Raw genomic sequence first — 13,403 nt, 5'->3', positions numbered from 1 at the left:
ATGGAAATGCCAATTCCCAACCCGGCAATCATGGCCCGCAAAGCGCGGGTTGTTGAGCGGTTGCAGGGGGTCTTGCCCTTTGATGCCGTGATCTTTGATGAGCGCGAAACCCGCGCTTACGAATGCGACGCGCTGACCGCCTATAAATGCCCACCAATGGTTGCTGTGCTGCCGTCATCGACCCAGGAAGTGTCCGATGTGCTGCGCATCTGCCACGAAGAAGGTGTGCCCGTCGTGCCGCGCGGGTCGGGGACATCGCTTGCTGGCGGGGCGCTGCCGACAGCCGATTGTGTTATTCTGGGTGTGGCGCGCATGAATGACGTGATCGAAACCGATTACGAAAACCGCATCATCCGCGTGCAGACCGGCCGCACAAACCTGAGCGTGACCGGCGCGGTCGAGGAACACGGTTTCTTTTATGCACCTGATCCGTCCAGCCAGCTTGCCTGCGCCATTGCGGGCAATATCGCGATGAATTCGGGCGGGGCGCATTGTCTGAAATACGGCGTGACCACGAACAATCTGATGGGCGTGAAAATGGTGTTGATGGATGGTGAAATCATCGACGTCGGCGGCGCGTATCTGGATGCGGGGGGGCTTGATCTGTTGGGGCTGATCTGCGGGTCCGAAGGGCAGCTTGGCGTTGTGACCGAAGCCACCTTGCGCATCCTGCACAAGCCCGAAGGCGCGCGGCCCGTTCTGATCGGCTTTGACGACAACGAAGTCGCGGGCACCTGTGTGTCCGACATCATCAAGGCGGGCGTGCTGCCGGTTGCGATCGAATTCATGGACCGCCCTTGTATCGAGGCGACCGAGGCCTTTGCCAAAGCCGGGTATCCGATGTGCGAAGCCTTGCTGATCGTCGAGGTCGAGGGATCGGATGCCGAGATTGATCACCAGCTTGAGCTGATTTCCGAGATCGCGCGCCGGCATAACCCGGTCGAGCTGCGCCAGTCCAAATCCGCCGAAGAAAGTGCCAAAATCTGGCTGGGCCGCAAGTCTGCCTTTGGGGCGATGGGTCAGATCAACGATTATATGTGTCTGGATGGAACGATCCCCGTGTCGTCCTTGCCGCATGTGCTGAAACGTATCGGCGAGATGAGCGACCATTACGGGCTGAAGGTCGGGAATGTGTTTCACGCAGGTGACGGCAACATGCATCCGCTGATCCTGTTCGACGCGAACAAGCCCGGTGATCTGGAGCTGTGCGAGGAATTCGGGGCCGAGGTGTTGAAGCTGTGCGTCGAAGTGGGCGGCTGTTTGACGGGCGAACATGGCGTTGGCATTGAAAAGCGCGATCTGATGCATGTGCAATATGCGGCGGCCGATCTGAATGCCCAGATGGCCGTGAAGGATGTGTTCGACCCTGCATGGCTGTTGAACCCGGCCAAGGTATTTCCATTGGACGCCTCGGAAAGCCGCCGCGCGGTACAGCTTGCCGCGGAATAGGCTGAACGCTGGCCGCTGTGGTTTTGGCGCAGGGTCGGAATTGGATATTTAGGAGCCAGAGAAGAATGGACATCACTTCAGAACAAGCGCTTGTGGATGCGGTAAAAGGCGCTGGTGGGCCGGTGGCCGTTCAGGGTGGCGGCACACGCGGTGTTCCTGCGGGCGGGACGGTCCTGTCGGTTGCGGGGCTAAGCGGGATTTCCTTGTACGAGCCCGGTGCGATGACCGTCGTTGCCGAGGCAGGCACGCCCGTGGCCGAGATCGAGGCAGCGCTGGCCAAGGAAAACCAGCGTTTGGCCTTCGAGCCGATGGATCACCGGGCCTTGCTGGGGAGCAAGGGCACACCGACGATTGGTGGTGTGATGGCTGCAAATGTAAGCGGACCACGCCGCATTTCGGTCGGGGCCGCGCGCGATTTTCTGTTGGGTGTCCGGTATGTTGACGGGCGCGGCACTGTCGTCAAAAACGGCGGGCGGGTGATGAAAAACGTGACCGGCTATGATCTGGTCAAGCTGATGGCGGGGTCTTTTGGCACACTTGGGGTGCTCAGCGAGGTGTCGCTTAAGGTGCTGCCCAGACCTGAAACCCAAGCCACGTTAGTCTTGCATGGGTTGGATGATGTGCGCGGCGTTGCGGCAATGGCAAACGCGCTTGGGAGTCCGTTTGAAGTAACAGGTGCGGCCCATGATCCTGCCGCGCAGAATACGATGTTGCGGATTGAAGGGTTCGAGACGTCGGTCACCTACCGAATGGACAAGCTGCGCACGCTGTTGTCGGCAACAGGTGCCGAGATTGATGTTCAGGGAGCAGCAGATTCTGACAGACTATGGGCCCAAACCCGCGATGTGGCGGCGTTTCAGGGAAAGCCCGGCGATGTGTGGCGCGTATCCTGCAAACCGTCTGACGGGCCTGCGCTTGCTGCACGATCAGGTGCGCAGGCGTGGTTCTATGACTGGGCTGGCGGGTTGATCTGGCTGCTGGCGAACGCTGGCCATGATCTGCGCGCCGCGTTGGGGCCGTTTGATGGCCATGCGACGCTTGTTCGGGCCGATGTGGAAACCAAAGCCCGCTTGGGTATGTTCCACCCCGAACCTGCCGGGTTGGCGCGACTGACATCAGGGTTGCGGGCACAGTTTGATCCAAGGGGCATTTTCAACGCCGGCCTGATGGAGCACGCAGCGTGACGTTGATTGCCCTCTTTTTCCTTGTCTTTGTCGTGGGGCCGCTGATCTTTCGCGCGCTGACGAAAAGACCGCCGTCGAAAAGCGGCACATGGTTTCTGGCAGTCTTCACTTTTGTCTGCGCCGCCTGCGCCCTTGCAATCCGCTATGGGCTGACAAAAAGCTGGGGCGACGACATGCTGATGGCGGGGGTCAGCCTTTTGCTGATCTGGCTGGGCTGGATCGGCGTGCTGGCCTTTGGCACCCAAGCCCTGCGCCGCGCCCATCCCGGCCCTTCAACACGGCGTTGGACTGCTGTTTTGGGGGCCATCGGTACCACAATTCCCTGGTTCGGGCTGGCCTGGGCCAGCCTTGTCGCCGCCTGACCTTTCAGATGCCTATGGTCCATGACCTTTAATCGCCGGAGTATCCATGCAAACCACATTCACCCCAGAGCAGATGAAAAACCCTGCGATCAAACGCAGCAACGAGATATTGCGCGCCTGTGTGCATTGCGGGTTTTGCACGGCCACATGCCCGACCTATCAGGTGTTGGGGGACGAGCTGGACAGCCCTCGGGGGCGGATTTACCTGATCAAGGACATGCTGGAGAACGACCGTGATCCGGATGCCAAAACAGTAAAACATATCGACCGGTGTTTGTCGTGCCTTGCCTGTATGACGACTTGCCCGTCGGGTGTGCATTACATGCATCTGGTGGACCATGCCCGTGACTATATCGAGCAGCGGTATAAACGGCCTTTCAGCGACCGTGCCTTGCGTTGGATAGTGGCGCGGATATTGCCCTATCCGACACGGTTTCGGTTGGCCCTGTTGGGGGCCAAGATCGGGCGGCCCTTTGCACGGTTGATGCCGGATGCGCGGCTGCGCGCCATGCTCGAGATGGCTCCGAAAACCATTCCGCCTGTCAGTCGCAATGACGATCCGCAAAGCTTTGCCGCCCAAGGGGCGCGCAAAAAGCGGGTGGCGCTGATGACGGGGTGTGCGCAAAAGGCGCTGAACACCGACATCAACGATGCCACGATCCGTCTGCTGACACGGCTGGGTTGCGAAGTTGTGGTGGCCGAAGGGGCGGGGTGCTGTGGCGCGTTGACCCATCACATGGGCAAAACCAATGAGAGCCATGCAACAGCGGCCAAGAATATCAAGGCGTGGTGCGCCGAGATTGACGGGCAGGGGCTGGATGCGATTGTCATCAACACGTCGGGCTGCGGCACCACTGTGAAAGACTACGGGCATATGTTCCGCAATGATCCTTTGGCCGCAGATGCCGCGCGGGTTTCAGCGATCGCGCGTGATGTGTCAGAGGTTCTGATTGATCTGAACACAGCCGATGTCACCGGCACCGTTGCGCCAACTGAACCCGCACATCAGGGGATGGTTGTTGCCTATCATGCGGCCTGTTCGTTGCAACACGGCCAGCAGATCAAAACCTTTCCCAAGGATTTGCTGAAGCAGGCCGGTTTTACCGTCGTCGAACCGGTAGATTCGCATTTATGTTGTGGGTCGGCAGGGACGTATAACTTGATGCAGCCAGAGATATCGAAGCAGTTGAAAGATCGTAAAATCAAGACGTTGCAGGCCAAGAACCCGGATGTGATTGCCGCAGGGAATATCGGCTGCATGATGCAGATCGGGTCTGCCGCAGGTATCCCTGTCGTTCACACGGTCGAACTGCTGGATTGGGCCAGCGGTGGCCCCAAACCGCCTGCGCTGGCACGGGAATATGACCCGAAAGGTGAAATTCCCAAGCTACGGTAAATATCGCCCTAATTCTGCCTTATCTTTCGATTACTTCATAGATCCACTCAGAGCGAATTCCAAAGGTAGGGAGCCTTGCCGTGCGACGTTGGGTTGCCCTTTCATTGATGTCCTTGACCGTTGCAACGGCGGCATTGTCGCAAGACGGCCATTTGCGCCGGCTGGATAGCGGTGTGGATGCGCGTGATTGGGAGGCCGTCGGCAGGCTTGATATCGGGGGAACGGGGTTTTGTACCGGTGCGCTGATCGCGCCGCGTCTTGTTCTGACAGCGGCCCATTGCCTGTTTGATCGCGACACAAAGCAACGTATTGACCATAGCGAGGTCGAGTTCCTTGCGGGGTGGCGCAATGGTCGTGCCGGGGCCTACCGCAATATCCGCCGCGCCGTGGTGCATCCGGATTATGTTTATGACGGGGTCGTGTCCTCCGAACGGGTGCGCAACGATCTGGCCCTGCTTGAACTGGATCGCGCGATCCAGAACACCACAATCGTCCCGTTCGAGACCGCCGCCCGTCCGCGCCGGGGCGACAAGTTAGGCGTGGTCAGCTATGCCAAAGACCGTTCCGAGGCCCCGTCCCTGCAAGAAGTTTGCAGCGTTCTGGCGCGTCAGGAAGGTGTTCTGGTGACCACATGTTCCGTCGATTTCGGATCAAGTGGCGCGCCGATATTCACTTTTGAAAACGGCGTTCCACAAATCGTTTCGGTGGTTTCGGCCAAGGCCCAAGTTGACGGCCAGCAGGTATCATTGGGCACGGCATTGGGGACGCCCCTTGCGTTGCTGCAAGCCGAGCTGGTCGCGGGCAAAGGTGTTTATCACAAGCCCGGCATCGCGCAAAAAACAGTGACGGCATCAGACCGCCGCCGCACAACCGGTGCAAAATTCGTAAAACCCTAGGCCGAATTTCGCTTTGATCGCGCTGCGATCAGCCCCTTGAAACCGCATTTATCCATCCCCACATCAGTTTCACCAAGATGCCTAGATAGGGTTTTGGGACTGAAACTGGGGCCTGTCCGCAACGGAAGGTCCGGATATGTAAATCGCTCAAACGAGGATGAACACCTATGCGTAATTTTGATTTTGCACCGCTTTATCGTTCCACAGTCGGCTTTGACCAAATCGCCAATCTGATGGATCGCGTCGCGACCAATGATGTCGCACAAAACAGCTACCCCCCTTACAACATTGAAAAATTCGACGACGATTCCTATCGTATCTCGATTGCTGTCGCCGGTTTTTCCGAGGCCGACCTAAATGTCGAAGTGCGTGAGAAGTCGCTGATCGTCTCTGCCCGCAAGGCGGATGACGCAACAGAGCGGCAGTACCTGCACCGTGGCATCGCGACCCGTGCTTTCGAGCGCCGCTTCCATCTGGCCGACCACGTCCAAGTGACCGGTGCGACCCATGTTGATGGCATGCTGAATATCGATCTGGAACGTCAGGTGCCCGAAGCACTGAAGCCACGCCAGATCCAGATTTCAGGGAGCCCCCGTTCTATCGAAAAAGACGTGGTTGATGCGAAGTCGGTGAACTAAGCATCACGCAAGCGAGACGAATTTGGCCCGGGGCATTGCCTCGGGTCTTTTGGGTTTGTGCTGCATTTCTGTCATCCCTTTTAGGTCATATATATTGACTTGAATTTGTCCCCGCAGCAATGTGCTCAAAACCATCCGGGGAGGGGTGTCCTATGTCCTTGCAAGAAATCTTCGCCACTCGCGCGACACGCATGAAAGCGTCTGAAATCCGCGAGCTGTTAAAGCTGCTGGATCAACCCGATATCATATCCTTTGCGGGCGGTATTCCCGACCCTGACCTGTTTCCAAAGCAAGCGTTCCAAGACGCATTTGCCGAGGCATTGACCGGCCCGATGGCCGCGCAAGGCTTGCAATATTCCACCAGCGAAGGCCATAAACCGCTGCGCGTCTGGATTGCCAAACAGATGCAGGAAATCGGCATTCCCGCAACGCCGGACAACATCCTGATCACATCGGGTTCACAGCAAGCGCTGGATTATCTGGGCAAGCTGTTTTTGTCGCCCGGTGACACCGCCTTGGTCGGCTGGCCGACCTATCTGGGTGCCTTGGGGGCGTTCAACGCCTACGAGCCGCGCTATGACAAGCTGGACCCGCTGAGCAACCGCTCCGGTGCCGATTACGCGGCAGAGGCTGAGGCGGCGGGCGGCAAGGCCAAATTCGCCTATCTGTCGGTTGATTTCGCCAACCCCACTGGTGCCACCGTCAGCCGTGCCGCCCGCGAGCGCGTCATCGATCTGGCCGACGAGATGGAGATCGCGGTGATCGAAGATGCCGCCTATCAGGCGTTGCGTTTCGATGGCGAGGCGATCCCGCCGATTCTGGCGCTTGAGGCCGCGCGCAAGGGCGGTGATCTTGAGGCGTGTCGCACGATCTATTGCGGCAGCTTTTCCAAGACCTTGTCGCCCGGTTTGCGGGTCGGTTGGGTCTGTGCCGCGATGCCGGTGATCAGCCAGCTTGTGTTGATGAAACAGGCGGCGGATTTGCACAGCGCGACGCTGAATCAGATCGCGATTACTCAGGTGGCCGAACAGCATTTCGACAGCCATGTTGCCACAATCCGCAGCGCCTATAGTGCGCGGCGTGATGTGATGCTGAAGGCATTGGAAGAGCACATGCCGGAGGCCGTTAGTTGGACCAAACCCGAAGGCGGGATGTTCATCTGGGTGACATTGCCAGACACACTGGACGGGGCCGATTTGCTGGCCGAATCGCTGAAAACAGAACGGGTCGCCTTTGTGCCCGGTCATGCGTTCTTTGCCGACGGGTCAGGGCGCAACACGCTGCGGCTCAGCTATGCAACCTCGGACGAGGCCAAGATTGCCGAAGGCATCAAGCGGTTGGGCAATCTGATCACCAAAGCGCTGGACGCCTGAACGAAAACGGGCGGCAGGATCATCCCGCCGCCCGCATATGCCGATCAGACCGACATGCAGATGTATTTCATCTCGAGGTAATCCTCGATCCCGTGGTGGCTGCCTTCGCGGCCCAGACCGGATTGCTTGACGCCGCCGAACGGTGCGACCTCGGTCGAGATGATGCCGGTGTTCACGCCCACGATGCCGTATTCCAGCGCCTCTGCGACCTTGTAAACGCGGCTCAGGTCTTTGGCATAGAAGTAGGACGCCAGACCAAAGATCGTGTCGTTGGCCATGGCGATCACATCATCGACGGTGTCGAACTTGAACAGCGGTGCCAGCGGGCCAAAGGTTTCTTCGGTCGCGACCATCATGTCCTGGGTGACCCCGGTCATGATTGTGGGCGGCAGGAAGTTGCCGTTCATATCGCCACCTTCGCCCAGAATCACCTGGGCACCTTTGGATTTCGCATCCTCGATATGCTCTTTGACTTTCTCGCCAGCGGCGGGGTTGATCAGCGGCCCAAGGGTCACGCCTTCTTCAAAGCCGTCACCGACCTTGAGCTTTTCAACCGCTGTCTTCAGCTTTTTGGCGAAAGCGTCATAGACACCGGCCTGCACATAAATCCGGTTGGCGCACACGCAGGTCTGACCGTTGTTGCGGAATTTACACAGGATTGCACCTTCGACGGCGGCATCCAGATCGGCGTCGTCAAACACGATGAACGGGGCGTTGCCGCCCAGTTCCATCGAGCATTTCATAACCTGATCGGCAGCTTGCTTCATCAGGATACGGCCGACTTCGGTCGATCCCGTGAAGGTCAGCTTGCGCACGGCGGGGTTCTCGCAGAATTCCTTGCCGATGGCAGAGGAGGACGACGACGGCACCACGTTGAACACGCCCGCAGGGATGCCCGCACGTTCGGCCAACACACCCATGACGATGGCTGACAGCGGCGTTTCGGCAGCAGGGCGCGCAACGAATGCACAGCCAGCGGCCAGTGCAGGTGCGGCCTTGCGGGTGATCATCGCGTTGGGGAAGTTCCACGGTGTGATTGATGCCGCAACGCCGATGGGCTGCTTGATCACGGTGATACGCTTGTCGCGCTGGTGGCCGGGGATGGTTTCACCGTACACGCGTTTGGCCTGTTCGCCCATGAATTCGATAAACGACGCGCCATAGGCGATCTCGCCCTTGGCTTCGGCCAGTGGTTTGCCTTGTTCGGCGGTCAGAATGGCACCCAGATCGTCCTGGTTTTCCATCATCAGATCGAACCACTTGCGCATCACGCCTGCGCGTTCCTTGCCGGTCCAGGATGCCCATTCTTTCTGGGCTTTCTCAGCCTGGGCGATCGCGCCTGCGACTTGGGCGCGGCTTAGGTTGGCAACTTTGGCAATCACATCCCCGCGCGCAGGGTTGGTCACATCAAAGGTTCCATCGTCACCATCCACCCATTTGCCGCCAATATAGGCACGGGTTTCCAGCAGGCTGGGGTCTTTTAGCATGGATTTCAGGTCTGTCTTTGCGTCAGTCATTTTGATCTCTCCGCTTTTGTTTGTGGAACCCAAAGCAACATTCGCTATGATTGTCTAGTTCCAGTTTGTTATGGAGCGTTAAGGGAGACCCAAATGCAGTTAGATGATGCCTATGCCAATGCCGCTTATATCGAGGGTGCAGAAGATTATCCGCCCCGCTGGCAAAAGGCGGCAGCAGCGTTCCGCAAAAAGTTGGGATTTCGGGCGCAAAAGAACATTTCCTATGGCCCGACCGACCGCGAAGTTTATGATTTTTTCGAACCCGAAGGGGTATCACGCGGCACGGTCGTCTTTGTGCATGGCGGATATTGGAAGGCCTTTGCGCCCTCTGACTGGTCGCATCTGGCGGCCGGGGCTTTGTCCCGCGGATATGCGGTTGCAATGATCGGCTATGACCTGTGCCCCAATGTGCGGATCAGCCAGATCACAACCCAGGTTGCCAAAGGGCTGGCAGATGTTGCCAAGCGGACCCAGGGCGGGATTTCACTGGTGGGCCACTCTGCCGGAGGGCAGTTGGTTGCACGCATGACCGATCCGTTGATCTTGCCGGGGGATGTGCGCGAACGGATCGCCAACATTGTTTCGATCTCGCCTGTTGCCGATCTGACGCCGCTTTTGCAAACCTCGATGAACGAGATTTTGCAGCTGGACGAGGCCGAAGCCGCTGCCGAAAGCCCCGTGAACATGACCCCCCCGCATGGGGTGAATGTCACAATCTGGGTCGGTGCCGATGAACGCCCCGCCTTTATCGAACAGGCAGAGCAGCTTTCTCGGGTTTGGGGGGCCAAGATGACAGCGGTCGAAGGGCGGCATCATTTTGACATCATCGACCTTCTGGAAGACCCCGATAGCGACATGATGAAAGCGTTGCTGGGCATTAAGTGACCCCTTGATCGGTTTGCGAAAATAGGCGAAAGGATGCTTGGGCTGGGACGATGGCGTCGTCCTGAATATGGGCCCTTGCGTCCTGAACGCCGGGACCTTTCTGCAAGGGAGGGTCTGTAATGACCAACACATCTAAAGTTTTGCGCCCCGACATGTATCGTTTTCACAACGGAGAGAAATCCCCGTTGCCCTTTGATGCTGCGGAATACGAGGCGCGTCTGGAAGAGCTGCGCGAGCGGATGGAAAGCGCGGGTGTCACGGCTGCTATCTTCACGTCGATGCACAATATCGCCTATTATTCGGGCTTTCTGTATTGCGCCTTTGGCAGGCCTTACGGTCTGGTCGTCACAGACACCGATTGTGTGACCATTTCGGCAGGTATCGACGCGGGCCAGCCGTGGCGGCGCAGCTTTGCCGATAACATCACCTACACCGACTGGCAGCGCGATAACTACTGGCGTGCTGTTGCCTCTGTCACGGGCAAGGGGGGCGTGATCGGCTACGAGGGTGACCATCTGACCCTGATGCAGCGCGACAAGCTTGAGGATTTCCTTGCGCCAGTCGTCATGGTTGACCTGTTCGAGACCACGATGCGCCAGCGGATGCACAAGTCAGAGGCGGAAATCGCCCTGATCCGTCAGGCGGCACAGGTGGCCGATGTGGGCGGCTATGCCATTCGTGATGCGGTCAAGGTCGGTGCGCGCGAAATCGACATCGCCATGGCCGGCCGTGACGCGATGGAGCTTGAGATCGCCAAACGCTTCCCCGATGCCGAATACCGCGACACTTGGGTCTGGTTCCAGTCGGGGCTGAACACCGACGGCGCGCATAACCCCGTGACCGCACGCCAGTTGGAGCGCGGCGATATCCTGTCGCTGAACACCTTCCCGATGATCTCGGCCTATTACACCGCGCTGGAACGCACGATGTTTGCAGGCGAAGTCGATGCCGCCAGCCTGAAGATTTGGGAGGCCAACGTCGCCGCCCATGAATACGGGATGAGCCTGCTGAAACCGGGGTCAAGCTGCGCCGACATCACCCATAAGATCAATGATTTCTTCGAGGAACGCGATCTGCTGCAATACCGCACCTTTGGCTACGGTCATTCGTTTGGGGTGCTGTCGCATTACTATGGTCGCGAGGCAGGGCTTGAACTGCGCGAAGACATCGACACCGTGCTGGAACCGGGCATGGTCATCTCGATGGAGCCGATGCTGACTGTCGGGGCCAATCAACCCGGCGCAGGCGGATACCGCGAACATGACATCTTGGTGATCACCGACGATGGCAACGACAACATTACCGGCTTCCCCTACGGGCCGGAAACGAACGTCATAGGCTGATATCTGCACCCGGAACCCAAGCGGCGCTGGCGATCAGCCAATGCCGCTTGGGCCGGTTTCAGGGCTGGAATTACGCTGTCCATGGGGTTTCTGTGCGTTTCCCCGCCACCCGCCAAGGTGCTTGACGCGCGATAACATTTCTTTATTTTTTAACGTCAGTTCGTTCACCCTGACGCGATTGCACTAAACGCTTGCTGCTCAGACATTCAGTCATTTTGATAACACTAGAGTTTGAGTAGTTCCCATGAAAGCGACCTTGATCGAACAAGAGGAAATGCGGCTTGCGTTGCTGCGGGACTATAACATCCTTGATACCGCCCCCGATGATGGCTTTGACGAAATCACTCGGCTGGCCGCCGAGATTTGCAACGTTCCGATTGCCTTGATTTCCTTGGTTGATACGGATCGCCAATGGTTCAAGGCAAAGGTCGGGCTTGAGATACCGGGCAGCAAAATCGAAAGCAGCATGTGCGCCCATGCCATTGCAGGCGATGATTATCTGGAAATTGGCGATACGTCGGCTGACCCCCGCACCGTCGATAATGAATTTGTCACGGGCGAGGATTCAATCCGGTTTTACGCAGGTGCACTTCTTGAGGACAGCAGAAAGCTGCCGCTCGGGACGCTGTGCGTGTTGGATCAGCGACCGCGTGAGCTGAATGACTTCCAGCGCAATGCGCTTCAGGTATTGGCGCGACAAGCCATGCGGCAGATCGAGCTGCGCAAGGCGCTGGCCGATGCTGAAATCCTGCGCAAAGAGGTCGATCACCGGGTCAAGAATTCGCTCCAGTCGCTTGAATCGCTGATCAGGTTGCAGATCAGAACCGAACAATCACCCCAAGCCCGCGCTGCATTGGATGCGGTGCAGGGGCGTCTGGCAACGATCAGCCGCCTGCACGAAGCGCTGTATCTGACAGATAGTTCTGCTTTTGTTGATGTGTCTGCGTTCCTGTCAAAGGTCGTAAGGTCAACACAGGAACAAATGCCCGATGGCGTGACCGTCAATGCGCAGATCGGGCAATGCAGGCTTTCGTCGCGGTCTGCGTCGTCAGTCGGGATGTTCGTGAACGAGGCAATGACCAACGCCGCGAAATATGCCTATGCGGGCCGCACACGCGGTACGTTCAATGTGACGGGCAAACATACCGGTGGGTTCTATCACCTGAGCTGCATTGACGACGGCCCCGGTATCCCCGCGGTGCAAACACCCGGCACCGGCCTTGGGATGCGTATCTTGCTGGCGGCTGCACAGCAGTTGGGCGGCGAATTGTTGACGCCGGAGCGCGACACTGGCTGCGAGATTACCGTCGTGTGGCCCGTCAAAGACTGACATAGGTTGTGTCTAGGGCTTGATCCTCGTGCCGCGGGCGTCAAGATTGGGCCCGTAACCGGATCACGACAGAGAGGCGTTCACCTATGCTTGCGTTACTTCAACTGATTGTGGTCGGCTTTGTTGTGTTGACCGTGATCTTTATTGGATTGTCGATGTATTCCCGCCGTATCCGCCGTGGCAAATTACGTCAGAAATGGCGGAGCGGCCCGCGCCTTGTGGATATGGACAGTTTCGTGCAACGAGGGCTCAAGAGATATGACAGCTCGATCCGTCGTAAACTGATCTGGGGTGTCTATATTGTTCCAGTGGTGCTGGTCGTGCTAATTATCTACCTCACCAACTTCAGTTAGGGAAAGTCGGCACTATGGGGATTATCAAATGGGCGTTCTGGATCACAATCTGGACGATCGTCGCCGCGTTCTTTCACTATACGCTGCCGCAGGTCGATATTGTGCGGATCACCGACACCTATGAAAAGCGGATTGATTTTGGCGAAAATTCGATCTTTTGGTCGAATGCTGACGTCGGTAACAACAATACCTTGGGCAACCGCGATGTGTTTTTCATCCAGACCCGCCGCGCCAAAGGCGATGTGATGGTGTATCGCAACGAAGATACCGGCTGGGGATGGCCACCCTATTTCAAGTTTGACACGACTAATTTGCAGGCAGAGGCATCGGATCTGAAGTCTGGTTCGGGCGCGCCGCAATATGTTGCGCTCAAGCATTACGGCTGGCGCAACGAGTTCATGTCGATCTTTCCGAATGCGATTTCAGTGCGGCTTGTCGCCGGACCGGATGTGTCAAAGGGCATACCGTTTTTGAATATCATCATCCTGACGCTGTTCGCGGCCTTCGTCTATGCGATCTGGGTGCGGTGGCGCAGGTTCAGGGAACAGCGGATCGACCCGACGCTGGAGCGTATTGAGGATGATTTTGCGGAACGGCAGGGACGTTTTTCACGCTGGATCGCCAGCTGGAAAAAGTAACCGCTGCGCGTTTTGGCAAGGCAGGAGGGGGCCAGCCCC

13 protein-coding genes are annotated in these 13,403 nt (G+C 57.9%); 12 read left to right on the top strand and 1 reads right to left on the bottom strand.

Annotated elements, in window-relative coordinates; all coding sequences use genetic code 11:
* The 7 genes from ACSQ13_RS15625 to ACSQ13_RS15595 all read left to right on the top strand — a co-directional run bounded on the left by ACSQ13_RS15625 (position 1) and on the right by ACSQ13_RS15595 (position 7,298).
* On the top strand, positions 1-1,449 hold the full coding sequence (locus ACSQ13_RS15625; RefSeq protein WP_176251074.1) for an FAD-linked oxidase C-terminal domain-containing protein: 1,449 nt from the start codon (positions 1-3) through the stop codon (positions 1,447-1,449).
* Between the two features lie 65 nt (positions 1,450-1,514).
* Positions 1,515-2,633, top strand: coding sequence for an FAD-binding protein (locus ACSQ13_RS15620; RefSeq protein WP_295510562.1), 1,119 nt, complete (start codon positions 1,515-1,517; stop codon positions 2,631-2,633).
* Entirely contained in the window at positions 2,630-2,995 is a 366-nt protein-coding gene (locus ACSQ13_RS15615) for a hypothetical protein (RefSeq protein WP_176251072.1), read from the top strand. The genes ACSQ13_RS15620 and ACSQ13_RS15615 overlap by 4 nt, the downstream gene beginning before the upstream one ends.
* 46 nt (positions 2,996-3,041) lie before the next feature.
* Complete coding sequence (gene glcF, locus ACSQ13_RS15610) at positions 3,042-4,391, top strand: glycolate oxidase subunit GlcF (RefSeq protein WP_295510559.1); 1,350 nt, start codon at positions 3,042-3,044, stop codon at positions 4,389-4,391.
* A gap of 107 nt (positions 4,392-4,498) precedes the next feature.
* Positions 4,499-5,287, top strand: coding sequence for a trypsin-like serine peptidase (locus ACSQ13_RS15605; RefSeq protein WP_176251111.1), 789 nt, complete (start codon positions 4,499-4,501; stop codon positions 5,285-5,287).
* Between the two features lie 167 nt (positions 5,288-5,454).
* Positions 5,455-5,925: an Hsp20 family protein gene (locus ACSQ13_RS15600; protein WP_176251070.1), complete on the top strand. Its 471-nt coding sequence runs from the start codon at positions 5,455-5,457 to the stop codon at positions 5,923-5,925.
* 152 nt (positions 5,926-6,077) lie between these two features.
* On the top strand, positions 6,078-7,298 hold the full coding sequence (locus tag ACSQ13_RS15595; protein WP_176251069.1) for a PLP-dependent aminotransferase family protein: 1,221 nt from the start codon (positions 6,078-6,080) through the stop codon (positions 7,296-7,298).
* Between the two features lie 44 nt (positions 7,299-7,342).
* Here the strand turns inward: ACSQ13_RS15595 and ACSQ13_RS15590 are convergent, their stop codons facing one another.
* Positions 7,343-8,815, bottom strand: coding sequence for an NAD-dependent succinate-semialdehyde dehydrogenase (locus ACSQ13_RS15590; RefSeq protein WP_176251068.1), 1,473 nt, complete (start codon positions 8,813-8,815; stop codon positions 7,343-7,345).
* Positions 8,816-8,908: 93 nt separating this feature from the next.
* Between ACSQ13_RS15590 and ACSQ13_RS15585 the strand changes: the two genes are divergently transcribed.
* The 5 genes from ACSQ13_RS15585 to ACSQ13_RS15565 all read left to right on the top strand — a co-directional run bounded on the left by ACSQ13_RS15585 (position 8,909) and on the right by ACSQ13_RS15565 (position 13,364).
* On the top strand, positions 8,909-9,700 hold the full coding sequence (locus ACSQ13_RS15585; protein WP_176251067.1) for an alpha/beta hydrolase: 792 nt from the start codon (positions 8,909-8,911) through the stop codon (positions 9,698-9,700).
* Between the two features lie 119 nt (positions 9,701-9,819).
* On the top strand, positions 9,820-11,043 hold the full coding sequence (locus tag ACSQ13_RS15580) for an aminopeptidase P family protein (RefSeq protein ID WP_295510554.1): 1,224 nt from the start codon (positions 9,820-9,822) through the stop codon (positions 11,041-11,043).
* A gap of 244 nt (positions 11,044-11,287) precedes the next feature.
* The gene (locus ACSQ13_RS15575; protein ID WP_176251065.1) at positions 11,288-12,373 is read left to right on the top strand and encodes a sensor histidine kinase; all 1,086 of its coding nucleotides are present in this window, start codon (positions 11,288-11,290) and stop codon (positions 12,371-12,373) included.
* Between the two features lie 86 nt (positions 12,374-12,459).
* A complete protein-coding gene (locus tag ACSQ13_RS15570; protein ID WP_176251064.1) occupies positions 12,460-12,726 on the top strand; it encodes a hypothetical protein in 267 nt (88 codons plus the stop codon).
* 14 nt (positions 12,727-12,740) lie between these two features.
* Positions 12,741-13,364 carry a DUF1523 family protein gene (locus ACSQ13_RS15565; RefSeq protein ID WP_176251063.1) on the top strand — a complete coding sequence of 208 codons (624 nt, stop codon included), beginning with the start codon at positions 12,741-12,743 and terminating at the stop codon, positions 13,362-13,364.
* Positions 13,365-13,403 lie beyond the last annotated feature (39 nt).

Origin of the sequence: Sulfitobacter sp. SH22, from assembly GCF_965641905.1 — a bacterium.
In the GTDB taxonomy this organism is placed as follows: domain Bacteria; phylum Pseudomonadota; class Alphaproteobacteria; order Rhodobacterales; family Rhodobacteraceae; genus Sulfitobacter.
Note: the sequence above shows the minus strand (reverse complement) of the source record. Positions and strands in the feature narration are given on the sequence as shown.

Bases quoted from the DNA above. Each gene is read 5' to 3' on its own strand.
- ACSQ13_RS15605 (WP_176251111.1), top strand. From the start codon at position 4,499: ATGTCCTTGACCGTTGCAACGGCGGCATTGTCGCAAGACGGCCATTTG.
- ACSQ13_RS15580 (WP_295510554.1), top strand. From the start codon at position 9,820: ATGACCAACACATCTAAAGTTTTGCGCCCCGACATGTATCGTTTTCAC.
- ACSQ13_RS15620 (WP_295510562.1), top strand. From the start codon at position 1,515: ATGGACATCACTTCAGAACAAGCGCTTGTGGATGCGGTAAAAGGCGCT.
- ACSQ13_RS15585 (WP_176251067.1), top strand. From the start codon at position 8,909: ATGCAGTTAGATGATGCCTATGCCAATGCCGCTTATATCGAGGGTGCA.
- glcF (WP_295510559.1), top strand. From the start codon at position 3,042: ATGCAAACCACATTCACCCCAGAGCAGATGAAAAACCCTGCGATCAAA.
- ACSQ13_RS15565 (WP_176251063.1), top strand. From the start codon at position 12,741: ATGGGGATTATCAAATGGGCGTTCTGGATCACAATCTGGACGATCGTC.
- ACSQ13_RS15590 (WP_176251068.1), bottom strand. From the start codon at position 8,815: ATGACTGACGCAAAGACAGACCTGAAATCCATGCTAAAAGACCCCAGC.
- ACSQ13_RS15570 (WP_176251064.1), top strand. From the start codon at position 12,460: ATGCTTGCGTTACTTCAACTGATTGTGGTCGGCTTTGTTGTGTTGACC.
- ACSQ13_RS15625 (WP_176251074.1), top strand. From the start codon at position 1: ATGGAAATGCCAATTCCCAACCCGGCAATCATGGCCCGCAAAGCGCGG.
- ACSQ13_RS15595 (WP_176251069.1), top strand. From the start codon at position 6,078: ATGTCCTTGCAAGAAATCTTCGCCACTCGCGCGACACGCATGAAAGCG.
- ACSQ13_RS15575 (WP_176251065.1), top strand. From the start codon at position 11,288: ATGAAAGCGACCTTGATCGAACAAGAGGAAATGCGGCTTGCGTTGCTG.
- ACSQ13_RS15600 (WP_176251070.1), top strand. From the start codon at position 5,455: ATGCGTAATTTTGATTTTGCACCGCTTTATCGTTCCACAGTCGGCTTT.